The following is a 22867-nucleotide window of genomic DNA, read 5'->3' on the forward strand; positions in this document are numbered from 1 at the left end:
TGGGAGGCACGGGCCGGTGGAGGGCCGCCGCGCGGCGGCTCGTTACGCTTGGGCGGGTGGCCACGAAGACGCGAGACATCCTCCGCCAGGACATGCCGGAACCGCTGCGCCGCGACGTGCGGCTCCTCGGCGCCATGCTCGGCGACTCCCTCGTGGAGTACGGCGGCCAGGGGCTGCTGGACGACGTCGAGCGGCTGCGCCACGCGGTGATCGCGGCCCGCCGCGGCGAGACCGGCGGCGACGAGGTCGCCGCCCTCGTCGACGGCTGGTCCCTGGAGCGCGCCGGGCAGGTCGCCCGCGCGTTCACCGTGTACTTCCACCTCACGAACCTCGCCGAGGAGCACCACCGCATCCGGACGCTGCGCGAGCGCGACACCGGCGGCACCGTCCCCGGGTCCGTCGCCGCCGCGGTCGAGGACATCCGCGCCGCGGGCGACGGGCGGCTGGAGGCGATCGTCGACGGCCTGGAGTTCCGCCCCGTCTTCACCGCGCACCCCACCGAGGCCCGCCGCCGCGCGGTCGTCACCGCCATCCAGCGGATCAGCGACCTGCTGGCCCGGCTGAACGGCGACCCGGGCGCGAGCGAGCGCGAGGAGACCGAGCGCAGCCTCCGCGAGGAGATCGACCTGCTCTGGCGGACCGCGCTGCGCCGGGGCACGCAGATGGACCCGCTGGACGAGGTCCGCACCGCGATGGCCGCGTTCGACGAGACGATCTTCCGGGTCGTCCCGCACGTCTACCGGGCCCTCGACCGCGCCCTGGAGGGCGGGGCCGGCGGCGAGGAGTCCGGCGCCCGCCCGCCGAAGGCCCGCCCGTACCTGCGGTTCGGCAGCTGGATCGGCGGCGACCGCGACGGCAACCCCTACGTCACCGCGCAGGTCACCCGGGACGCCGTGATGATCCAGGCGGACCACGTGCTGCGCGCCCTGGAGGCGGCCTGCGCCCGGATCGGCCGGGAGCTGACCGTCCACGAGTCGACCACCCCGGCGTCCGGCGCCCTGCTGAACGCGCTCGCCGCCGCCCGCACCGCCCACCCACGGCTGGTCGGGGACATGGCCAAGCGCTCGCCCGGCGAGCCGCACCGCCAGTTCCTCCTGCACGCCGCCGCCCGCATCGCCGCGACCCGCGAGCGCGACGCCGACCTCGCCTACTCCTCCCCGGAGGAGCTGCTCGCCGACCTGCGCACCGTCCAGGACTCCCTCGCCGCCGCGGGCGCCCCCCGGCAGGCCTACGGGCGCGTCCAGCAGCTCGTCTGGCAGGTCGAGACGTTCGGCTTCCACCTCGCCGAGCTGGAGGTCCGCCAGCACTCCGAGCTGCACGAGAAGGCGATCGAGGAGGTCCGCTCCGGGGGCGCGCGCTCGGACATGACCGAGGAGATCCTGGAGACGCTCCGGGTCATCGCGTGGATCCAGCGGCGGTTCGGCGTCCGCGCCTGCCACCGCTACATCGTCTCCTTCACCCGCTCCGCCGAGGACATCGCCAACGTGCACGCCCTCGCGGAGTCCCTCGGCGAGGGCGCGCCCGTCCTGGACGTCATCCCGCTGTTCGAGACGGGCGAGGACCTGGAGCGCGCCCCGTCCGTCCTCGACGGCATGCTGGGGATCCCGGCCGTCCGGCGCCGCCTGGACGACACCGGCCGCCGCCTGGAGGTCATGCTCGGCTACTCCGACTCCGCCAAGCAGCTCGGCCCGACCAGCGCCACCCTGCGGCTGTACGACACGCAGGAGGCCCTCGCCGCGTGGGCGGCCCGGGCCGACGTGAGGCTGACGCTGTTCCACGGCCGCGGCGGCTCCCTCGGCCGCGGCGGCGGCCCCGCCAACCGCGCGATCCTCGCGCAGGCGCCGGGCTCGGTCGCGGGCCGTTTCAAGGTCACCGAGCAGGGCGAGGTCATCTTCGCCCGCTACGGCCACGCCGAGATCGCCAAGCGGCACGTCGAGCAGGTCACCAGCGCCGTCCTGCTCGCCTCGACCGACGCCGTGCAGGACCGCGCCCGCGAGGCCGCCGCGCGGTTCCGCCCGCTGGCCGACAAGATCAGCGAGGCGGCCAGGGCCGCGTTCCGGAGCCTCATCGAGACCGAGGACTTCGCGCTCTGGTTCGCCCGGGTCAGCCCCCTGGAGGAGATCGCCGAGCTGCGGATCGGCTCCCGCCCGGCCCGCCGCAAGGCCGCCCGCGGCCTGGAGGACCTGCGCGCCATCCCCTGGGTGTTCGCCTGGACGCAGACCCGCGTCAACCTCCCCGGCTGGTACGGCCTCGGCAGCGGCCTCGCCGCCGTCTCGGACGACGGCCGCGACCTCGCCGAGCTCCGCGAGGCCTACGAGGCGTGGCCGCTGTTCAACACCCTCCTCGACAACGCCGAGATGAGCCTCGCCAAGTCCGACCGGGCGATCGCCGAGCGCTACCTGGCCCTGGGCGAGCGGCCCGAGCTCTCCGAGACCGTCCTGACCGAGTACGACCGCACCCGCCGGCTCGTCCTGGCGGTCACCGGCCACGGCCGCCTGCTGGAGAACCGCAAGGTCCTCTCCCGGGCCGTCGAGCTCCGCAACCCCTACGTGGACGCCCTCTCCCACCTCCAGTTGCGGGCCCTGAAGGCGCTGCGCGCGGGCGTGGAGGACGAGACGGAACGCGCCCACCTGGAGGACCTGCTCCTCCTGTCCGTCAACGGGGTGGCCGCCGGCCTCCAGAACACGGGATGACGGTGGTCAGGCTCGCCGCCCCGGCCGACCGCCCGCGCGTCGAGGAGATCGTCGAGGCGGCCTACACCCCCTGGGCCGAGATCATCGGCATCCGTCCGATCCCCATGGACGCCGACTACGGGGCCCTGATCGGCGCGGGGCTGGTCCACGTGACCGGCCCGCGCCCGGACGGGCTGATCGTCCTCATCCCCGAGGACGGGACGCTCCTGGTCGAGAACGTGGCCGTCGCCCCCGACCGGCACGGCCGGGGCATCGGCCGCGCCCTCATGGCGTTCGCCGAGGACCGCGCCCGCGCGCTCGCCCTGCCCCGCCTGCGCCTCTACACCAACGCGCTGATGACCACCAACATCGCCCTCTACGAACGCCTCGGCTACCGCGAGACGGGCCGCGAGACCGTCGGCGGCCGCAACGTGGTCCACATGGCCAAGGAGGTCCCCGCCCAGGGAGAAGGCTTCCCGGGCTAGCGGATCGGCCGGGTCGGGTGGGGCAGAATCAGGCGCATGAAGTACGGGCTGCTGATCTGCGACGACGAGTCGGCGTCGCCGAGCAACGAGGAAATCGCGGCCGATCCGGCGCACCGGGCATGGCTGGCCGATCTGGAGCGGACCGGAGCCAAGCTGCTCGGCGTGCGGCTGCGGCCGGTGGCGGAGGCGACCACGGTCCGCGTCCGCGACGGCGAGACCCTGGTCTCCGACGGCCCGTTCGCCGAGACCAAGGACTTCGTCGGCGGCTTCATGGTCATCGAGTGCGCGGGCCTGGACGAGGCGGTCCGGATCGCCGCCGGGCACCCCTACGCGCGCCGGGGCAGCGTCGAGATCCGCCCCCTCTGGGAGTGACCGCGCCCGGCGACCCGGTGCGCGCCGCGGTCGACGCGGCGTACCGGGACGAGTGGGGCCAGGTCGTCGCGACGCTGATCGCGGCGACCGGGGACTGGGACCTGGCCGAGGACTGCGCGCAGGACGCGTTCGCCGCCGCGCTGGCGACCTGGCCGCGCGACGGCGTCCCGCGCCGCCCGGGCGCGTGGCTCACGACGGCGGCCCGCAACCGCGCGCTCGACCGGCTGCGCCGCGACGCCGCGGGCGCGGCCAAGCTGCGCCTGGTCGCGGCGGACGGCGCGCGGGAGCCCGCGGAGGAGGACATCCCGGACGAGCGGCTCAGGCTGATCTTCACCTGCTGCCATCCGGCGCTGCCGTTCCCGGCCCGGGTCGCGCTCACCCTGCGCACGCTGGCCGGGCTGAGCACCGCCGAGATCGCCCGGGCGCTGCTGGCGGCCGAGCCCGCGATGGCGCAGCGCCTCGTCCGGGCCAAGCGCAAGATCCAGGAGGCCGGCATCCCGTACCGGGTGCCGCCCGCCGAGCAGCTCCCCGAACGGCTCGCGGCCGTCCTCGCGGTCCTCTACCTGATCTTCAATCAGGGCTACGGCGAGGAGGACCCGGGCCGGGCGCTGAACGCCGAGGCGATCCACCTGGCCCGCGTGCTCGTCCGGCTCATGCCGTCCGAGCCCGAGCCGAGCGGCCTCCTCGCGCTGATGCTGCTGCACGAGGCCCGCCGCCCCGCGCGCATGGAGGGCGGCGTCCTCGTCCCGCTGGAGGACCAGGACCGCTCCCGCTGGGACCGGGACCTCATCGGCGAGGGCGTGGCCGTGCTCGACCGGGCGCTCGCCCTGCGGCGCGGCGGGCCCTACCAGGTGCAGGCCGCCATCGCCGCCTGCCATGCCACCGCGCCGGACACGGCGAGCACCGACTGGCCGCAGATCGCGGCCCTGTACGGCGCGCTGGCCCGGCTGGCGCCGTCCCCGGTGGTGGACCTCAACCGCGCCGTGGCGGTCGCGATGGCCGAGGGCATCCCGTCCGGCCTCGCCCTGGTCGAGGAACTCGCGGCGTCCGGACGCCTGGACGGATACCACCTGCTCCCCGCGACCCGCGCCGACCTGCTGCGCCGCGCAGGCCGCAAGGCCGAGGCCAAGGCGGCGTACGAGGAGGCGCTGGAAATGGCGCCGACCGAGCCCGAGCGCCGCTACCTCGCCGGACGGCTCCAAGAGCTCTGATCTCCACCAAAGAACTCGGCGGCGATGTCGATCCGGGGCGGGCGCCCTTCGTCGGTGGGGTGAAGGTCCACCGGAAGGAAGGGAAGATCCATGAGCACCGACACGACGCTCCCGACCCCCGAAGTGGTCGACCGGGCCGCGTTCCAGGCCGAACTGGACGCGCTCCGCGTGCGGGAGAAGGCGCACACACGCGCGGGGGACGCGGTCGCGGCGGCCCGCCGCCGCCTGCCGATGGTGGAGGTGGACGCCTCGACCCCGCTGACCGGCCCTGACGGCCCCGTCACGCTCCTCGACACGTTCGAGGGCCGCCGGCAGCTGGTCGCGTACTACATGATGTGGTTCACCGGCCGCCCCGCGGCCGAGCAGTGCCCGGGCTGCACGTTCTTCAACGGGCAGGTCCGCGAGCTGTCCAACCTGCACGCCGCCGGGATCACCTACGCGACGTTCTGCCAGGGCCCGTACGAGGAGAGCGTCCGGTACCGCGACTTCATGGGCTGGGACATGCCCTGGTACTCCGCCCGGGACTCCGCCGAGACGCTGCTGACCGGCCGCCAGGTCGGCATGTTCCACCTGGTGTGCTACCTGCGTGACGGCGACCGCGTGTTCGAGACGTACTGGACGAACGGCCGTGGCGTCGAGGCGATGGACATCGCCTACTCGCTGATGGACCTCACCGTCTACGGACGCCAGGAAGACTGGGAGGACTCACCCCCCGCCTGGCCCCGAGCCGGCTCCGTAGACGGCGGCTTCTCCAGCACCAACGGCCGCCCCACCACCCAATGGCCCCGCCTGAACCAAGGCCACCCCGACGACTTGGGCTAGGACGGCCAGTTGGGCTTTCGCTTTTCGTTGAAGGCGGCGATTCCCTCGCGGCGGTCTGCGGAGAAGGCGACTGTGCGCCAGGCGTTCTCTTCGAGGTCGAGGGCGGCGTCCAGGGCGGTGCCGCCGCCCAGGCGCATGGCGCGTTTGGCGGCGCGGACGGCGGTGGGGGAGTTGCGGGCGATCACCTCGGCGATGCCGAGGGCCTCCTCGCGGGCGGTGCCCGCGGGGACCCTGCGGTCGGCGAGGCCGTAGGCGAGGGCCTCCTCGATGCCGAGGCGGCGGCCGGTGAACACCAGGTCGGCGGCCTTGCCGGGGCCGAGGCGGCGCAGCGCGAGCTGGGTTCCGCCGCCGCCGGGGACGAGGCCGACGCTCACCTCGGGGAGGCCGAACACGGCCGACTCGTCCGCGACGATGATGTCGGCGGACAGCGCGAACTCGCAGCCGCCGCCGAGGGCGTAGCCGTGCACGGCGGCGACGACGGGTTGCGGCAGGTTCAGGACGCCGCCGAACGCGGCGCGGAAGACGGGGCGCTGCGCGAGGATCTCCTCGTCGGTCATCGCGTTGCGCTCCTTGAGGTCGGCGCCCACGCAGAACGCCTTCTCACCGGCGGCGGAGAGCACCACCGCGCGGACCGAGGCGTCCGCCGCGACCTCGGCGCACACGTCGGCGAGGCGCCGCGCCATCGCGGTCGACAGGGCGTTGAGGGCCTCGGGCCGGTCCAGCACGATCTCCGCGACGTGCCCGTCGCGCCGCAGCGTCACACCATCCATGTCACACCCTCCATATGGGGCACCCTAACGAGCGGGTTCCCCGCGGCCGGATGCCGGTCCCAAGATCGAACTCGTTATGGGGTTGGATTGGTGGTGTGACCGACTCACGGTATGGGGACCTGGACCGGCCGCCGCTGCACGAGGCCGCGCTGCGGCGCGCGCTCGTGCGGGAGGACGGGCTGTGGCGGGACGTCCGCGTGGTGGAGGAGACCGGCTCCACGAACGCCGACCTCGCCGACCGGGCGCGGGAGGGCGCGCCGGAGGGGACCGTGCTGGTCACCGAGCTCCAGACGGCCGGCCGCGGCCGGCTCGGCCGGACCTGGACGGCGCCGCCGCGGTCCGGGCTGACGTTCTCCGTGCTCCTGCGCCCGCGGGTGCCGCAGTCGCGGTTCGCCTGGGCGTCGCTGCTGACGGGGGTGGCGGTCGCCACCGCCCTCCGGCGGATGACCGCCTGGTCGCAGGCGGGGGAGGGGTTCCTCGGGGAGGGCGGCGACGTCGCGGTGGACGTGCGCCTGAAGTGGCCGAACGACGTGCTGGTCGGGGACCGCAAGCTCGCCGGGATCCTCGCCGAGATGGTCGACGGCGGCCTCGTGGTCGGGGTCGGGCTGAACGTCGGGCTGCGCGAGGACGAGCTGCCGGTGCCGACCGCGACGTCCCTCGCGATCGAGGGCGCGCCGCTCAGCGACCGGGCGCCCCTGCTGCGCGCGATCCTCCGCGAGTTCGCCACCTGGTACCGGGAGTGGACGGCGCTCGACGGTGATCCGGAGAGCAGCGGGCTGCGTACCGCGTACCGCGACCTGTGCGCGACCCTGGGCCGCGAGGTCCGGGTGGAGCTGCCCGGCGGCGAGCGGCTCGCCGGGACGGCGCGGGACGTGGACGAGACGGGGCGGCTCGTGGTGGCCGGACCGGGCGGCGAGCGCGCGGTCAGCGCCGGAGATGTGGTGCACGTCCGATGAACGGGACGGGACGATCCGCCATCCGGCCGCTGAAGTTGATGCTGATCTGCGACGATATGTTCGGGTACCGATCCACGACGCCGGCGCCACGGCCCATGGCGGCGGCGGACTGAGGGGCGGATGATGGCGGCCGGATTGCCGGATCCGAAGGAGATCGAAGAGCTCCTGCTCGGAGGCGAGCTGCGGTACAACCGCGTCGAGGCCGTCCGGCAGTCCGGGGTCTCCCGGGACTTCGCCGGACGGATCTGGCGCGCGTTCGGCTACCCGTCGATGCCCGACGAGACGATCGCCTACACCGAGGGCGACGTGGCGGCGCTGGACCGGCTCCGCAGGCTCGTCGACGACGGGATCCTGGACGAGGACGGCGTGATCCGGCTCGTCCGGGCGTTCGGCCAGACGATGACGCGGCTCGCCGAGTGGCAGGTCAACCTCCTGCGCAGCATGCTGACGCAGGACCTGAACGACGCGCCGTCCGCGCAGGCCGTGGACACGGTCGTCGACATCGCCGAGAAGCACATCGGCGACTTCGAGCCGCTGGTGGTGCACGCCTGGCGGCGGCAGCTCGCGGCGGCCGGGACGCGGGCGCTGGCCGCGGCGGCGAGCCGGGAGAACGGCGATTCCGCGGGCCGGCCGATGACCACGGTCGGTTTCGCGGACATGGTCTCCTTCACCCAGGTCAGCCGGGAGCTGGAGGAGATCGAGCTCGCCCGGGTGGTGGAGTGGTTCGAGGAGACCGCCGCCGACATCATCGCCTCCTGCGGCGGCCGGCTGGTGAAGACGCTCGGCGACGAGGTGCTGTTCAGCGCGGAGACGCCGGAGGTCGGCGCGGAGATCGCGCTGACGGTGGCGTCGGCGATCCAGGACGAGACGGAGGTCCCGGACGTGCGGGTCGGCGTCGCCCACGGGCCCGTCCTGCCGCTGATGGGCGACGTGTTCGGCACGACCGTGAACCTCGCGGCCCGGCTCACCTCCCTCGCCCGGCCGGGTTCGGTGGTGATCGACGCCGAGTTGGCGGCGTGCCTGGAGAAGGCGCCGGGCTACGAGGTCACCCGGATCGTCAGGCGCCCGGTCCGCGGCCTCGGCATCGTCCAGCCGTACGTGCTGCGCAGGAGCGGCGGGCAGGCGCCGTAGGCCTCAGACGGGGTTCGGGCCGCCCTCGCCGGGCGAGTCGGTGAGGCGCTGGAGGTAGTTCTGCTCGCCGAGGGCCTGGACGAGGCTCAGCTCGGTCTCCAGGTAGTCGATGTGCTCCTCCTCGTCGGCGAGGATGTCCTCGAAGATCCGTGCGGAGGTGACGTCGCCGCGCGAGCGCATGAGCTCGATGCCGGGCCGCAGCCGGGCAACGGCCTCCATCTCGATCTCCAGGTCCGCCTTGAGCTGCTCGACGATGGTCTGCCCGATGCGCAGCGTGCCGAGCTTCTGGTAGTTCGGCAGCCCCTCCAGGAACAGGATCCGGTCGGTGAGCCGCTCCGCGTGCCGCATCTCGTCGAAGGACTCGTCGCGGGTGTGCTTGGCGATGCGGGTGAAGCCCCAGTTCTCCTGCATCTTGGAGTGCAGGAAGTACTGGTTGATCGCCGTGAGCTCCGCGGTGAGCTGCTCGTTCAGCAGCGCGATGATGTCGTTGTCGCCTTCCATGGCCCCCATGCTTCCATGCCGGACCGGATCCGGGACAGTACCGAACCCCGCACGGTGCGTGCCCGATTCGTGACGCACCGTGCGGAACAGGGTGCTGACCGGAGGGCGGAAAGGGGGCCTCAGGCGGCGGTCGAGGACGCGGAGCCGCCGTCGGCGCGCTGCCCCATGGCCTGTGCGGGCTCCGGGAGCCGGGAGGCCTCGAGGGGCGCCTCGGGGACGGCCGCGAGAGGGTGCGGGCCGCCGTTCAGGGCGTCCGCGAGGGCCGCGGAGGCGCGGTACTCGCTGACCATCGTGTGGATGCGCTTGGTGCACAGGCCGCAGCCGGGCTTGAATCCGCAGGCCGCCTTGACGGCCTTGGCGGTCGTGCAACCGCTCGCCATGCAGCCGTGGACGTCGTCCTCCGTGACGGCGTTGCAGATGCAGACGTACATTCCGGTGGGAGACCTTCCGTGCGGCTCGTCCTGCTCGTGGCGTCCTGTTCGCAGCGTGCCCGACCGGGGCCGGTAAGGGCGCCCTCATTAAGGTTAGGCTCCCCTAACGTAACGCACCGATGTCCGTTCTGGCCAGTGGGGTCCCGATCGGTGTGATCTATCCCCCAGGGGGAAGGGCATCCCGGGTGCGGCCCCCGGTACGTGCGCGGTCGGGCGCCCCGGTGCCGCACCCTTACGAAGGGCGGAACAATTGGCTCAGGTTTGGCCGGGTGACGCCTACCCCCTGGGGGCCCGGTTCGACGGCGCGGGGACGAACTTCGCCGTCTTCTCCGAGGCGGCCGAGAAGGTGGAGCTGTGCCTGTTCGACGGCCCGGCGGGCGACGGTGAGGAGACGCGGCTGACGCTGCCGGAGGTGGACGCCTTCGTGTGGCACGCCTACCTGCCGGGCGTCATGCCGGGGCGGCGGTACGGGTTCCGGGTGCACGGCCCGTACGACCCGTCGCGCGGCCTGCGCTGCAACCCCGCGAAGCTGCTGCTGGACCCCTACGCCCAGGCCGTCGAGGGCCAGGTCGACTGGGACGAGGCGTGCTTCGGCTACGACTTCGGCGACCCGTGGTCGCGCAACGACGCCGACTCGGCGCCCCACACGATGCGGTCGGTGGTCGTCAGCCCCTACTTCGACTGGGGGGACGACCGCCCGCCCCGCACCCCGTACCACGAGACGGTGATCTACGAGGCGCACGTCAAGGGGCTCACCGCCCGGCATCCGGACATCCCGCCCGCGCTGCGCGGCACCTACGCGGCGCTCGGCCACCCCGTGATCACCGATCACCTGCGCTCGATCGGGGTGACGGCGGTGGAGCTGATGCCCGTCCACCAGTTCGTCCACGACGACGCGCTGACGAGCCGCGGGCTGCGCAACTACTGGGGCTACAACACCATCGGCTTCTTCGCGCCGCACAACGAGTACTCCTCGTCCGGGCAGCGCGGCGAGCAGGTGCTGGAGTTCAAGGCGATGGTGAAGTCGCTGCACGAGGCCGGGATCGAGGTGATCCTGGACGTCGTCTACAACCACACCGCCGAGGGCAACCACCTCGGGCCGACGCTGTCGTTCCGCGGCATCGACAACGCCTCGTACTACCGGCTCACGGAGGACGACCCCCGCTACTACATGGACACCACGGGCACCGGCAACAGCCTGCTGATGCGCAGCCCGCACGTCCTGCAGCTGATCATGGACTCGCTGCGGTACTGGGTGACCGAGATGCACGTGGACGGGTTCCGCTTCGACCTCGCCGCGACGCTGGCCCGCGAACTGCACGCGGTGGACCGGCTGTCGGCGTTCTTCGACCTCGTCCAGCAGGACCCGGTGGTCTCGCAGGTCAAGCTGATCGCCGAGCCGTGGGACGTGGGCGAGGGCGGCTACCAGGTCGGCAACTTCCCGCCGCTGTGGACGGAGTGGAACGGCCAGTACCGCGACACGACGCGCGACTACTGGCGCGGGCAGCCGGGCGCGCTGCCCGACTTCGCGTCCCGGCTGACGGGCTCGTCCGACCTGTACGCCGACGACGGCCGCCGCCCGCTCGCCTCGATCAACTTCGTGACGTGCCATGACGGCTTCACGCTGCACGACCTGGTCTCCTACGACGGCAAGCACAACGAGGCCAACGGGGAGGGCAACCGCGACGGCACCGACGACAACCGGTCGTGGAACTGCGGCCACGAGGGCGCGACGGACGATCTGGAGATCATCTCGTTGCGCGAGCGGCAGAAGCGCAACTTCCTGGCCACGCTGTTCCTGTCGCAGGGCGTGCCGATGCTCCTGCACGGCGACGAGATCGGCCGGACGCAGAGCGGCAACAACAACGCCTACTGCCAGGACACCGAGCTGTCCTGGGTCGACTGGACGGGCCTGCGCGACGAGACGTTCTTCGACGAGCGCGGCCCGCTGCTCGACTTCGTCCGCCGCCTCTCCGAGCTGCGGACCGAGCACCCGGTGTTCCGCCGGCGGCGCTTCTTCAGCGGCGGCGTCGAGGGCTCCAGGCGCACCCGCGCGGGGACGCGGCCCGAGGACCTGCCCGACCTCGTGTGGTTCACCCCCGGCGGAGTGGAGATGACCGACGAGGACTGGTCCGCAGGGTTCAACAAGTCGCTGACCGTGTTCCTGAACGGCGACGCGATAGGGGAGCCGGACCGGCGCGGACGGCAGGTCAGGGACGACTCGTTCCTGCTGCTGTTCAACGCCCACGAGGGGGACCTGCCGTTCACGCTTCCGCCCGCGCGTTACGGGCAGATGTGGATGAAGGTGCTGGACACCGCCGATCCGCTGCTCGCCGAGGAGGAGTCGCCCGTCGTGAAGGCCCGCGAGAACGTGCCGGTCGCCGCTCGCTCCGTCCAGGTCATCCGCCGGCTCTGAGGCAGGACGGGCAGATGGACGACGACGCGCAGACAGCACCCGCGTGGGTAGACCTCAGGCAGGCGGACGCCGCGCAGGCGGACGCCCACACGCAGGCCGAGCCCGTCCCCGAGGAACCGCTTCCCGCCGCCGAACCCCCCGAGGAAACCGTGTCCGAGGACCACATGCCCGAAAGGGCGGACAGACCCGAACAGGCCGACAGACCCGTCCCCGAGGAGGACGCCCTCCCCGTGCCGCCGACCGGCACCTACCGCCTCCAGCTCCGCGGGACGCCCGAGGAGCACTTCGGATTCGCCGAGGCCGCCGCGCTGGCCCCCTACCTGGCGGCCCTCGGCGTGTCGCACGTCTACCTGTCGCCGATCCTGCAGGCCGCGCCTGGCTCCACGCACGGCTACGACGTCGTCGACCACTCCCGGCTGTCGGAGGAGCTCGGCGGTCCCGAGGCGTTCGGGGCCATGGCGACCCGGTTCCGGGCGCACGGGCTCCGGGTGCTGGTGGACGTCGTCCCGAACCACATGGCGATCCCTGAGCCGCCCGAGCTGAACCTGCCGTTCGCGGACGTCCTGGCGGAGGGGCCGCGGTCGCGGTTCGCCCGCTGGTTCGACGTCGACTGGGAGGCGGGCGGCGGGCGGATCGTGCCGCCCGGCGAGGGCGAGCCCAACTACCGCCGCTTCTTCGACATCTCCGGCCTGATCGGGCTGCGGCAGGAGGACGCGGAGGTCTTCGAGCGCACGCACGCGCTGCTGCTGAGCCTGGTCCGGGACGGCCTGGTGGACGGGCTGCGCATCGACCACCCCGACGGGCTCGCCGACCCGCGCGGCTACCTGCGGCGGCTCGCCGAGGCCGCCCCGGGCCGCCGGCTGCTCGTCGAGAAGATCACCGAGGGGGAGGAGCGGCTGCCGGCGGACTGGCCGTGCGCGGGCACCACCGGCTACGACGCGCTCGGCATGATCGGCGGGCTGTTCGTCGACCCGGCCGGGGAGAAGCCGCTGACCGACTACTACGTGTCGCTCACGGGCAACCCGGCCTCCTTCGAGGAGGTCGAGCGCGACGCCCGGATGCACGCCGCGACGCACAGCCTCAAGCCCGAGATCGAGCGGCTCCAGCGCGTCCTTCACCGGGTGGTGGGCGAGCGCCGCCCCGGCCTGGAGCGGGCCCTGGTCGAACTGCTGGTCGCCATGCCCGTCTACCGCGCGTACGTCGTGCCTGGGGAGGACGCACCCCAGCAGGCCGTGGACGTCGTGGACGAGGCCGCCCGCCGCGCACGCGCGCACTTGCCAGAGGACATGCACGGCGACCTGGAAACCATCGTGGACCTGGCCCTCGGACGCGGCGAGCGCACCGACGCCGAGTTCATCGTCCGGTTCCAGCAGACGTCGTCTCCGCTGGCCGCCAAGGGCGTGGAGGACACGGCGTTCTACCGGTGGAACCGCATGGCCGCCCTGAACGAGGTCGGCGGGGCGCCAGGCCGGTTCAGCGTCGGCGAGCCGGAGTTCCACGCGTTCTGCATACGGCTCGCCCGCGACTGGCCGTTGACGATGACCACGCTCTCCACGCACGACACCAAGCGCGAGGAGGACGTGCGCGCCTGGCTGGCCGTGCTGTCGGAACTGCCCGGCGAGTGGGTCGAAGCCGTGGAGCGGTGGCGTGACTGGGGTCCCGGCACATCTCCCCTGGAGCCGGACCTGGAGTACCTGCTCTGGCAGACGCTCGTGGGTGCCTGGCCGCTCACCAGCGGCAGGCTGGAGGAGTTCCTCACCAAGGCGATGCGGGAGGCCAAGACGCGCACCTCCTGGGCCGATCAGGATCCCGAGTACGAGCAGGCCGTTTTGGAGTACGCGCGCGGCGTCCTGGCCGACGCCGACCTCGTGACCGACATGACGTCGTTCGTCGCGAAGCTGGCCCCCTACGCCCGCGTGAACACGCTCGGCCAGAAGCTCGTCCAGCTGGCGATGCCGGGCGTCCCCGACGTCTACCAGGGCTGCGAGATGACCGGCCTGTCGCTGGTCGACCCCGACAACCGGCGGCCCGTCGACTACGGGCGGCGCCGCGAGCACCTGTTCCGGCTCGACACCGGCCGGCAGCCGAAGGAGGTCGACGACGAGAAGCTGCTGGTCACGTCGCGGGTGCTGCGGCTGCGCCGGTCCCATCCGGAGTGGTTCGGCCCCGGCTCCCGGCACGAGCCGGTCACCGCGCGCGGGCCCGCCGCCGAGCACGTCGTGGGGTTCGCCCGGGGCGAGGCCGTCGCGCTCGCCACCCGGCTCCCCGTGGGCCTGGAGCGCCGCGGCGGCTGGAAGGGAACGCGCGTGGACGTGCGCCGCCAGGGCTGGCGGGACGTCCTGACGGGCTGCACGCACATGGGCCCGATCCTGGACGCCTCGCGCCTGTTCGAGCACCTTCCCGTCGCGCTGCTCGTCCCCCGGGAGATCGATCGGTGAGCGCCCGTTTCGAGGTGTGGGCACCCGCCGCCGGCCGCGTGGACGTCGTGGCCGGCGGCGCCCGGCACCCCATGGAGGCGCGGCCCTCGGGATGGTGGGAGGCCGAGGTCGCGGACGCCTCCCACGGGACCGACTACGGGTTCGTCCTGGACGGGGCCGACGAAGTGCTGCCCGACCCGCGTTCCCCCTGGCAGCCCGAGGGCGTCCACGGCCGCAGCCGCCTCTACGACCACGGACGGTTCGCGTGGACCGACCGGCACTGGCACGGCCGCCCGCTCGCCGGCAGCGTCCTCTACGAGATGCATGTGGGGACGTTCACGCCCGAGGGCACGTTCGACGCGGCGATAGAGCGTCTCGACCACCTGGTGGCGCTCGGCATAGACGCGGTGGAACTGCTGCCGGTCGCGTCCTTCCCCGGCCGGCACGGCTGGGGTTACGACGGGGTGCACCTATGGGCGCCGCACGAGCCCTACGGCGGCCCGGACGGGTTGAAACGCTTCGTGGACGCCGCCCATGCCCGCGGTCTGGCCGTCGTCCTGGACGTCGTCTACAACCACCTCGGGCCGGACGGGAATCGCCTGGGAAGCTACGGGCCGTATTTCACGAGCGCCCACGCCACGCCTTGGGGCGACGCCGTGAACTTCGACCAGGAGGGATCGGACGAGGTCCGCGCATTCGTCGTCCAGAACGCGCTGATGTGGCTGCGCGACTACCACCTGGACGGGCTGCGCCTCGACGCCGTCCACGCCTTCACCGACCACAGTGCGGTGCACATCCTGGAAGAGCTGGGACGCGCCGTGTCGGCGCTTTCCGCTCACCTCGGCAGGGAGCTTTTCCTCATCGCCGAATCGGACCTGAACGACCCGCGCCTGGTGACGTCCCGGGAAGCCGGCGGATACGGTCTGGACGCCCAATGGAGCGACGACTTCCACCACGCGCTGCACGCCGCGCTCACCGGTGAGAGGCAGGGATATTACTGCGACTTCGGCTCCCTGGAAACGCTGGAGAAGGCCTTCACCAAGGCCTTCGTCCACGACGGGACCATGTCGACCTATCGGGGGCGGCACCACGGCCGCCCGGTCAATGTCAGGGAAACGCCCGCGCACAGATTCCTCGGCTTCCTGCAGAACCACGACCAAGTCGGCAACCGCGCGGCGGGCGACCGCATAGGTGCCCTTGTGCCGTCCCCCGGGCTGCTGAAAGCCGGCGCGGCGCTGCTCCTGCTCGGACCGTTCACGCCCATGCTCTTCATGGGTGAGGAATGGGGCGCGTCGACCCCGTGGTGCTATTTCACCGACCACCAGGATCCGGAACTGGCGCGCGCGGTCAGCGAGGGGCGGCGGCGCGAGTTCTCCCGGCACGGCTGGAGCGGCGAGGTCCCCGATCCACAGGCTGTGGACACGTTCCGGCGCTCGGTCCTCGACTGGGCCGAACCGGACCGGCCCCCGCACCGCGACCTGCTCGAATGGCACCGCGACCTGATCGCTCTGCGCCGCTCCCGGCCCGAGTTGAACGACCCCCGGCTGACCGCCGTGACGGTCGAGACGCATGGCGAGACGGGCGGCGAGGAGGCCGGCGGGGCGGCGGGCGAGGCGGTGCGCGCGCTGGTCCTGCGGCGCGGCCCGGTGTGCGTGGCGGCGAACCTCGGCGACGGGTCCGTCCTGCTCCCGATGCCCGGTCCCGGCGGGCCGGCCCCGCGGCTCCTGCTCGCCTCGGATCCGGCGATTGGCATTGAATCGGTCAACTTCGGCGATTCCGGATCGGTCGCGGTGGCGCTGCCGGGCGCCTCGGCCGCCGTCCTCGACCTGGCGGCCGCCCCCGCCTGGGGACGTGACTAGGGCCACATCCGCGACGCGTCGGCAAAACCGTGTTCGCTGTTGTACTACGAGTGGCAAACCGCAGGTCAAGAGCGCGGCGGGAGCCGGGCAATGGTCAAGTTTGGTCATACGATCGGTTCATGACCTCAGTACTGCTCGCCGAGGACGACACGTCCATCTCCGAGCCTCTCGCCCGCGCGCTGCGTCGCGAGGGGTACACCGTCGAAGTCAGCCCCGACGGCCCGCAGGCGCTGGAGCGGGCGCTCGGGGGCGGCGTGGACCTGATCGTCCTTGATCTCGGCCTGCCCGAACTGGACGGCCTTGAGGTGGCCCGCCGGGTGCGGGCGGAAGGGCACGGCGTGCCCATCCTGATCCTGACCGCCCGGGCCGACGAGGTCGACACCGTCGTCGGGCTGGACGCCGGCGCCGACGACTACGTGACCAAGCCGTTCCGGCTGGCGGAGCTGCTCGCGCGGGTGCGCGCCCTGCTGCGCCGGGGCAGCACCGAGACCCCGATCGTCCAGGGCGTGCGGATCGACGCCGAGTCGCGCCGCGCCTGGATGGGCGACCAGGAGTTGCAGCTCACCACCAAGGAGTTCGACCTGCTGCGCGTCCTCGTGCGCGACGCGGGCAAGGTCGTGACCCGCGAACAGATCATGCGCGAGGTGTGGGACACCAACTGGTGGGGTTCCACGAAGACCCTCGACATGCATATTTCCTGGCTGCGCCGCAAGCTCGGCGACGACGCCGGCAGTCCCCGCTACATCACCACGGTGCGGGGCGTCGGCTTCCGGTTCGAGCGCGGCGACTAGCACCGGCCGCCGCGGTCGTGCGGGACGCCGGGGGCCTTCCCGAGAGGCCTCCGGGGCGAGTGCCGCACGCTCCGCGGCCCCACCCTCGAAACCCTCGAAGGAGCCCCCATGAGGCGCCGACTGCTCCTGTCGACGCTCGCGGTGGCGGTGGTCGCGCTGCTCCTGCTCGGCATACCCCTCGCCTACGCCGCCCACAAGCTCGTGTACGAGGAGGCCAGCCGGTCGCTCGACCGGGAGGCGTCCTCCATCGCCGGCGGCGTCGGCTACAGCCTGGAGGCGCACCAGCCCGTCACCGGCACGGTCCTCGCCCGGGAGTACCCGGGCCGGCACGTGTCGATCACACTGCCGGACGGCCGGACCGTCACCGCCGGGCCGCCCGCGCGCGGGCGCGTCCTGTCGGCGACCGCCACCCACGGCCGGGTCAGGGTGCGCGTGTCGCGCCCCGAGGCGCAGGTCCGCGACGCCGCGCTGCGGCTGCTCCTGCTGGTCGGCAGCCTGGCCCTGCTCTGCGTCGCCGTCACGGTCGGCCTGGCGATGGTGCAGGCCCGCAAGCTGACGCTGCCGCTGGTCGACCTCGCCGAGACCGCCGACCGGCTCGGCAGCGGAAACGCCCGGCCGCGCCCGCGCCGCTACGGCATCCCCGAGGTCGACCGGGTCGCCGAGGTGCTGGACCGCAGCGCCGTCCGCATCACCGACCTGCTGGTCGCCAGCCGCGAGTTCGCGGCCGACGCCAGCCACCAGCTCCGCACCCCGCTGACCGCGCTGTCCATGCGGCTGGAGGAGATGATCGAGGCCGCCGACTACCCCGACGTCGTCCGGGAGGAGGGCGCGGCGGCGGTCGCGCAGGCCGAGCGGCTCGTCGCGGTCGTCGAGCAGCTGCTCGCCCGCGCCCGGCACGACCGGACCGGCGGCGCCGTCCCGTCCCCGATCGACGAGATCATCGCCCAGCAGGTCGAGGAGTGGCGGCCGAGCTTCCGCAAGGCCGGCCGGGACGTGCGGATCATCGGCGAGCAGGGCCTGGTCGGCATGACCCACCCCGAGGGCTTCTCGCAGATCGTCGCCACGCTCCTGGAGAACTCGCTCGTGCACGGCGCCGGCACCGTGACCATCCACACCAAGCCGGGCGCGAGCTCGGTGGTGGTCGAGGTCGGCGACGAGGGCGAGGGCATCCCGGCGGGGCTGGAGCCCCGCATCTTCGAGCGCAGCGTCTCCGGCGGCCACGGCACCGGCCTCGGCCTCTACCTCGCCCGCTCGCTGGCGGTGGTGGACGGCGGGCGGCTTGAGCTCCTGCACTCCCGGCCCGCGGTCTTCGGGGTCTTCCTGCGCCAGGCCGCAGAGGTCCGCCTGGCCGCCGAACGCGTGGTCATGGGGCCCGCCTGACGCGGGAAGCCGGGGCCCCGCGCTTCAAGCCAGGTGCCCGGGACGGGAGCTCAGATCTCGGCGTAGTCCTCGGCGGCGCGGTCGAGGGGGTGCAGGAGCCGGGGCGCCGGGGCGGGACCGCCCTCCGGCGCGCGGGTCGCGCCGGGGCCCCCTGCGGCGGGCTCCGCGGCGGGCTCGCCGGTGAGGTCGTCCGAGGGCGCCTCGGGCAGCCCGGAGGCCGGGTCGACGGGCGGGGCGCTCGCCGGCAGGAACACCCACTTCTTGTACGACCAGAAGCGGAACAGGGTCGCCACCCCGGTGCCGACGACCAGCGCGAGGTTGTAGAACACCGCGCCGTCGAGGCCGAGGACGTAGTGCGAGAAGCCGATGAACAGCTCGGTGATCACCAGTCCGACGCCGTTCAGCGCGAAGAACAGCACGTACTCGCGGCCGAGGCCGGTGCGGTCGCGGTGCCGGAACGTCCAGTAGCGGTTCGCCAGGTAGGAGAACGTCGTCGCGATCACCGTGGCGACGCCGTTGGACGTGAGCGGGCCCACCCCCATGCCGGTGTGCAGGCCGTTGCCGATCGCGAACGTGATCACGAACGCGATGGCGCCCACGCTGCCGAACTGCGCCAGCTCCCGCACGAGGTGCGCGAACCGCCGGTGGATTTTGGCGACCAGGCTCACGAAGGGGATCCGTCCTTCCGGGCTTGCGGGGAGGAACAACGAGGATAGACGCCCGCGGCGCCTGGGACGCTGGAACACGAAGCTTTCACGGCCACCCCCCGTTCGGTGCCCATTGTCCCGTGCCCACTGCCGAGGGTCCCACACACCTTCGACGCGGGCGCCGCGTGATCCGTTCGGCCCGGCCGCCCGATAGCCTTTCGACGTGAAGGTTCGTGACATGCCCGTGGTCGGGATGGCGGGCGGCGGGCAGCTCGCCCGGATGACCCAGCAGGCCGCGATCGCGCTCGGCGTCCCGCTGCGCGTGCTCGCCGGAGCGCCGGACGACTCGGCCGCCAAGGTCGTCTCGGACGCGCGGGTCGGCAACGACCGCGCCCTCGACGATCTGCTGGCCTTCGCCCAGGGCTGCGACGTGGTCACCTTCGACCACGAGCACGTCCCGGGGCCGCACATCCAGAAGCTGGAGGCCGCGGGCGTCCCGTGCCGGCCCGGGTCGGCCGCGCTCGCGCACGCCCAGGACAAGCTCGTCATGCGCGAGCGGCTGAGCGGCCTCGGCGTCCCCTGCCCCGCCTACGCGCCCGTCCCGTCGCCCGACCCGGCGGCGTTCCTGGAGGCGTTCGGCCGCGAGCACGGCTGGCCGCTGGTCCTGAAGTCCACGCGCGGCGGCTACGACGGCAAGGGCGTCTGGGTGGCCGGCGACCCGGAGGAGGCCCGCGTCGCCGACCGGCTGCAGGCCGAGGGCGTCGACCTCCTGGTGGAGGAGCACGTCCCCTTCCGGCGCGAGCTGGCCGCGCTCGTCGCGCGCTCCCCCTACGGCCAGGGCGCCGCGTACCCGATCGTGGAGACCGTCCAGGAGGGCGGGATCTGCGTCGAGGTGATCTCGCCCGCGCCCGGCCTCTCGAAGGACCTGGCCGCCGAGGCGCAGAGCCTCGCCCTCCGCGTCGCGGAGGAACTGGGCGTCGTGGGCCTCCTCGCCGTGGAGCTGTTCGAGACCGAGGGCGGGCTGCTGGTGAACGAGCTCGCCATGCGCCCGCACAACTCCGGTCACTGGACGATCGAGGGCGCCCGGACCTCGCAGTTCGAGCAGCACCTGCGGGCCGTCCTCGACCTGCCGCTCGGCTCCACCGAGCCCACCGCCCCGTACGCGGTGATGGCCAACGTGCTCGGCGGCGACGACCCGGAGGTCTACCCCCGCTACATCCACGTGATGGCCCACGACCCGGGCGTCAAGGTGCACATGTACGGCAAGGAGTCCCGCCCCGGACGCAAGATCGGGCATGTGACCGCGCTCGGCGCCGACCTCGCCGAGGTCCGCGAGCGCGCCCGGCACGCCGCCGACTACCTGCGGTGGGGTCCCGCCATGAAGGACCGCGCGCGATGAGGACACCAGTGAGCGAGATCAACGGGAGGCACGCGTGAACGCCCCGGTCGTCGGCGTGGTGATGGGCAGCGACTCGGACTGGCCCGTGATGGAGGCCGCGGCCCAGGCGCTGGAGGAGTTCGGCGTCCCCTACGAGGCCGACGTGGTGTCCGCGCACCGCATGCCGCACGACATGATCGCCTACGGGGAGGACGCGGCGGCCCGCGGCCTCCGCGTGATCATCGCGGGGGCGGGCGGCGCCGCGCACCTGCCGGGCATGCTGGCGTCGGTGACGCCGCTGCCGGTGATCGGCGTGCCCGTCCCGCTGAAGTACCTGGACGGCATGGACTCGCTGCTCTCGATCGTGCAGATGCCCGCGGGCGTCCCGGTCGCGACGGTCGCGGTCGGCGCGGCCCGCAACGCCGGGCTGCTGGCCGTCCGGATCCTGGCCGCCTCCGACGAGGACCTGCGAGCCAAGATGACGGTCTTCCAGCAGGACCTCTACGGTCAGGCCAAGGCGAAGGGCGCGCGGCTGCGAGAGCGGCTCTGAGGGACCCCCGGCGCCGCCGGGGCCTCGGAGGCCCGCCCGGGGCCGTCAGTGGCGCAGGGACCACTCGACGGCCGGGCAGCGGTCCATGACGACGTCGAGCCCGGCGTCCCTGGCGCGCCGGGCCGCCGCCTCGTCGACCACCTGGAGCGGCAGCCACACGGCCTTCGCGCCCGCCGCGATCGCCTCGTCCACCGCCTGCCCGGCGTGCTCGGCGCGGCGGTAGACGCCCACCACGTCCACCTCGGAGGCGTCCGGGACGTCGGCGAGGGAGGCGTACCCCTTCTCACCGAGCACCTCCCGCGCCTCCGGATGCACCGGGATGATCCGCTTCCCGCGCCGCTGCAGCAGCCGGGCCTGGTTGTAGACCTCCCGCGACGGGGCGTCCCCGAGCCCGACGAAGGCCCACGTCCTCGACTCGTCCAGCAGGCGGGTGATCACGTCCGGGTCGGCGAAGTCAGCGCTCATGCCCGCCACAACACCGCCTCCGGCCGCTTTAGTTCCCCGTCACGGACGCCCCAGCGCCCGGTAGTTCCACCCGGCCGCGCGCCACCGCTCGGGGTCGAGCGCGTTGCGCCCGTCCACGATGTTGCGCTCGGCGACGGCCTCGGCGACGGTTGCGGGGTTCATGTCCCGGAACTCCGCCCACTCGGTCAGCAGCAGGACGGCGTGCGCGTCCCGGACGGCGGACATCGCCGAGTCGCCGTACTCCAGCGTCGGGTGGGCGCGGCGCGCGTTCCGCATGGCCTGCGGGTCGTAGACGGTCACCCTGGCGCCCTGGGCGCGGATGGACGCGGCCACGTCAAGCGCGGGGGAGTCGCGCACGTCGTCGGAGTTGGGCTTGAACGCGGCGCCGAGGACGCCGACCGTCCGGCCGGCGAAGGAGCCGCCGAGCAGCTGCCGGGCGAGGTCCACCATCCGGATCCGGCGGCGGATGTTGATCTCGTCGACCTCGCGCAGGAAGGTGAGCGCCTGGTCGGCGCCGAGCTCGCCCGCCCGGGCCATGAACGCCCGGATGTCCTTCGGCAGGCAGCCGCCGCCGAACCCCAGCCCCGGGCCCAGGAACTTCCCGCCGATCCGGTCGTCGTAGGACAGCGCCTCCGAGAGCTTCGTCACGTCCGCGTGCGCGGCCTCGCACACCTCGGCCATCGCGTTGATGAAGGAGATCTTGGTGGCGAGGAACGCGTTCGCCGACACCTTGACCAGCTCGGCGGTGGGGAAGTCGGCCGTGATGAAGGGCACCCCCTCGGCGATCATCGTCCGGTAGATCTCGCGGAGCACCTTCTCGGCGTGCTCGGCGGCGCCCTGGTCGGCGGGCAGCCCGGCCACGATCCGGTCGGGGTGCAGGGTGTCCTGGACGGCGAAGCCCTCGCGCAGGAACTCGGGGTTCCACGCGAGCACGGCGTCCCCGCCCACCGGCGCCGCCTTGGCGAGCGCCTCGCCCAGCCGCGCGGCCGTCCCGACCGGCACGGTCGACTTGCCGACGACCAGGCAGGGCCGCTCCAGCAGCGGCGCCAGCGACGCGATCGCGTCGTCGACGTAGGTCAGGTCGGCGGCGTACTCCCCGGCCTTCTGCGGGGTGCCGACGCACAGGAAGTGGACGTCGCCGAACTCCGCGACCTCCTCGTAGGACGTGGTGAAGCGCAGCCGCCCGGTCTCCAGCCCCCGGCGCAGCACGGGCTCGAGCCCCGGCTCGTACACGGGGAGGTCGCCGGCCGAGAGCCGCGCGATCTTCTCCGCGTCCACGTCGAGTCCGAGGACCTCGAAGCCGAGGTCGGCCATGCACGCCGCGTGGGTGGCGCCGAGGTAACCGGTTCCGATGACCGTCAGCCGGTAGGACAAGGCCTGCTCCTCTCCGTTCGCTCTGGCCGACGAGCGGCCCTACTTACGTGCCCGCTGCGGGCGGGTACCTGCGTCGGCCGCCACTGCCTACTGGCCGGTAGCATCTGCGGCATGAGTGCTGACTTTCCCACGTACGCGCCGTCCGAGGAGCATGAGCTGCTGCGGCGTACGGTGCGTGAGCTGGCCGAGGCCAAGATCGCTCCTTTCGCGGCGGAGGTGGACGAGGAGTCGCGGTTCCC

20 protein-coding genes are annotated in these 22867 nt (G+C 73.1%); 14 read left to right on the forward strand and 6 right to left on the reverse strand.

Going from position 1 to position 22867, the window contains the following annotated elements; genetic code table 11:
• Positions 1 to 92 precede the first annotated feature (92 nt).
• The 5 genes from AB0C21_RS23630 to AB0C21_RS23650 all read left to right on the forward strand — a co-directional run bounded on the left by AB0C21_RS23630 (position 93) and on the right by AB0C21_RS23650 (position 5562).
• On the forward strand, positions 93 to 2693 hold the full coding sequence (locus AB0C21_RS23630; protein ID WP_500206962.1) for a phosphoenolpyruvate carboxylase: 2601 nt from the start codon (positions 93 to 95) through the stop codon (positions 2691 to 2693).
• The gene (locus AB0C21_RS23635; protein WP_500206935.1) at positions 2690 to 3157 is read left to right on the forward strand and encodes a GNAT family N-acetyltransferase; all 468 of its coding nucleotides are present in this window, start codon (positions 2690 to 2692) and stop codon (positions 3155 to 3157) included. Before AB0C21_RS23630 ends, AB0C21_RS23635 begins: the two co-directional genes overlap by 4 nt.
• Positions 3158 to 3193: 36 nt before the next feature.
• Positions 3194 to 3529 (forward strand): YciI family protein, encoded by a 336-nt coding sequence (locus AB0C21_RS23640; protein WP_353821572.1) that lies wholly within the window; start codon positions 3194 to 3196, stop codon positions 3527 to 3529.
• Entirely contained in the window at positions 3526 to 4740 is a 1215-nt protein-coding gene (locus AB0C21_RS23645; protein WP_500206937.1) for an RNA polymerase sigma factor, read from the forward strand. The genes AB0C21_RS23640 and AB0C21_RS23645 overlap by 4 nt, the downstream gene beginning before the upstream one ends.
• 90 nt (positions 4741 to 4830) lie before the next feature.
• Positions 4831 to 5562: a DUF899 family protein gene (locus AB0C21_RS23650; RefSeq protein ID WP_500206939.1), complete on the forward strand. Its 732-nt coding sequence runs from the start codon at positions 4831 to 4833 to the stop codon at positions 5560 to 5562.
• Here AB0C21_RS23650 and AB0C21_RS23655 read toward each other — a convergent pair.
• Entirely contained in the window at positions 5559 to 6332 is a 774-nt protein-coding gene (locus tag AB0C21_RS23655) for an enoyl-CoA hydratase/isomerase family protein (protein WP_500206940.1), read from the reverse strand. The two genes, AB0C21_RS23650 and AB0C21_RS23655, sit on opposite strands and share 4 nt — an antisense overlap.
• 95 nt (positions 6333 to 6427) lie before the next feature.
• Here AB0C21_RS23655 and AB0C21_RS23660 point away from each other — a divergent pair, with 95 nt between their 5' ends.
• Both AB0C21_RS23660 and AB0C21_RS23665 read left to right on the forward strand, forming a co-directional pair.
• The gene (locus AB0C21_RS23660) at positions 6428 to 7288 is read left to right on the forward strand and encodes a biotin--[acetyl-CoA-carboxylase] ligase (protein WP_353821576.1); all 861 of its coding nucleotides are present in this window, start codon (positions 6428 to 6430) and stop codon (positions 7286 to 7288) included.
• A 123-nt stretch (positions 7289 to 7411) separates the two neighbouring features.
• The gene (locus tag AB0C21_RS23665) at positions 7412 to 8419 is read left to right on the forward strand and encodes an adenylate/guanylate cyclase domain-containing protein (protein ID WP_149259085.1); all 1008 of its coding nucleotides are present in this window, start codon (positions 7412 to 7414) and stop codon (positions 8417 to 8419) included.
• A gap of 3 nt (positions 8420 to 8422) precedes the next feature.
• On the opposite strand, the gene bfr is transcribed toward AB0C21_RS23665, so the two are convergent.
• Both bfr and AB0C21_RS23675 read right to left on the reverse strand, forming a co-directional pair.
• On the reverse strand, positions 8423 to 8920 hold the full coding sequence (bfr, locus tag AB0C21_RS23670; protein WP_500206942.1) for a bacterioferritin: 498 nt from the start codon (positions 8918 to 8920) through the stop codon (positions 8423 to 8425).
• Between the two features lie 119 nt (positions 8921 to 9039).
• Positions 9040 to 9351, reverse strand: a complete 312-nt coding sequence (locus AB0C21_RS23675) for a (2Fe-2S)-binding protein (protein WP_500206944.1) — start codon at positions 9349 to 9351, stop codon at positions 9040 to 9042.
• Positions 9352 to 9601: 250 nt separating this feature from the next.
• On the opposite strand from AB0C21_RS23675, the gene glgX reads away from it, so the two are divergent.
• The 5 genes from glgX to AB0C21_RS23700 all read left to right on the forward strand — a co-directional run bounded on the left by glgX (position 9602) and on the right by AB0C21_RS23700 (position 18214).
• Positions 9602 to 11767 carry a glycogen debranching protein GlgX gene (gene glgX / locus AB0C21_RS23680; protein ID WP_500206945.1) on the forward strand — a complete coding sequence of 722 codons (2166 nt, stop codon included), beginning with the start codon at positions 9602 to 9604 and terminating at the stop codon, positions 11765 to 11767.
• Positions 11768 to 11781: 14 nt separating this feature from the next.
• On the forward strand, positions 11782 to 14205 hold the full coding sequence (gene treY, locus AB0C21_RS23685) for a malto-oligosyltrehalose synthase (protein ID WP_500206947.1): 2424 nt from the start codon (positions 11782 to 11784) through the stop codon (positions 14203 to 14205).
• Positions 14202 to 16043, forward strand: a complete 1842-nt coding sequence (gene treZ, locus AB0C21_RS23690; RefSeq protein WP_500206948.1) for a malto-oligosyltrehalose trehalohydrolase — start codon at positions 14202 to 14204, stop codon at positions 16041 to 16043. Before treY ends, treZ begins: the two co-directional genes overlap by 4 nt.
• Positions 16044 to 16162: 119 nt before the next feature.
• Positions 16163 to 16834: a response regulator transcription factor gene (locus tag AB0C21_RS23695; protein WP_019629095.1), complete on the forward strand. Its 672-nt coding sequence runs from the start codon at positions 16163 to 16165 to the stop codon at positions 16832 to 16834.
• Positions 16835 to 16942: 108 nt separating this feature from the next.
• Entirely contained in the window at positions 16943 to 18214 is a 1272-nt protein-coding gene (locus tag AB0C21_RS23700) for an ATP-binding protein (RefSeq protein ID WP_500206950.1), read from the forward strand.
• 50 nt (positions 18215 to 18264) lie between these two features.
• Here the strand turns inward: AB0C21_RS23700 and AB0C21_RS23705 are convergent, their stop codons facing one another.
• Entirely contained in the window at positions 18265 to 18882 is a 618-nt protein-coding gene (locus AB0C21_RS23705; RefSeq protein ID WP_353821582.1) for a GtrA family protein, read from the reverse strand.
• A 217-nt stretch (positions 18883 to 19099) separates the two neighbouring features.
• Here AB0C21_RS23705 and AB0C21_RS23710 point away from each other — a divergent pair, with 217 nt between their 5' ends.
• A complete protein-coding gene (locus AB0C21_RS23710; protein ID WP_149259552.1) occupies positions 19100 to 20260 on the forward strand; it encodes a 5-(carboxyamino)imidazole ribonucleotide synthase in 1161 nt (386 codons plus the stop codon).
• Positions 20261 to 20321: 61 nt separating this feature from the next.
• Positions 20322 to 20789: a 5-(carboxyamino)imidazole ribonucleotide mutase gene (gene purE / locus AB0C21_RS23715; protein WP_149259553.1), complete on the forward strand. Its 468-nt coding sequence runs from the start codon at positions 20322 to 20324 to the stop codon at positions 20787 to 20789.
• A gap of 45 nt (positions 20790 to 20834) precedes the next feature.
• Here purE and AB0C21_RS23720 read toward each other — a convergent pair whose 3' ends face one another.
• Both AB0C21_RS23720 and AB0C21_RS23725 read right to left on the reverse strand, forming a co-directional pair.
• Positions 20835 to 21254 (reverse strand): CoA-binding protein, encoded by a 420-nt coding sequence (locus tag AB0C21_RS23720; RefSeq protein WP_149259091.1) that lies wholly within the window; start codon positions 21252 to 21254, stop codon positions 20835 to 20837.
• Positions 21255 to 21293: 39 nt separating this feature from the next.
• Entirely contained in the window at positions 21294 to 22628 is a 1335-nt protein-coding gene (locus tag AB0C21_RS23725; RefSeq protein ID WP_500206952.1) for a UDP-glucose dehydrogenase family protein, read from the reverse strand.
• Between the last annotated feature and the right edge of the window lie 239 nt (positions 22629 to 22867).

The organism is Spirillospora sp. NPDC049024 (genome assembly GCF_040649235.1).
Classification (GTDB): Bacteria; Actinomycetota; Actinomycetes; order Streptosporangiales; family Streptosporangiaceae; genus Spirillospora.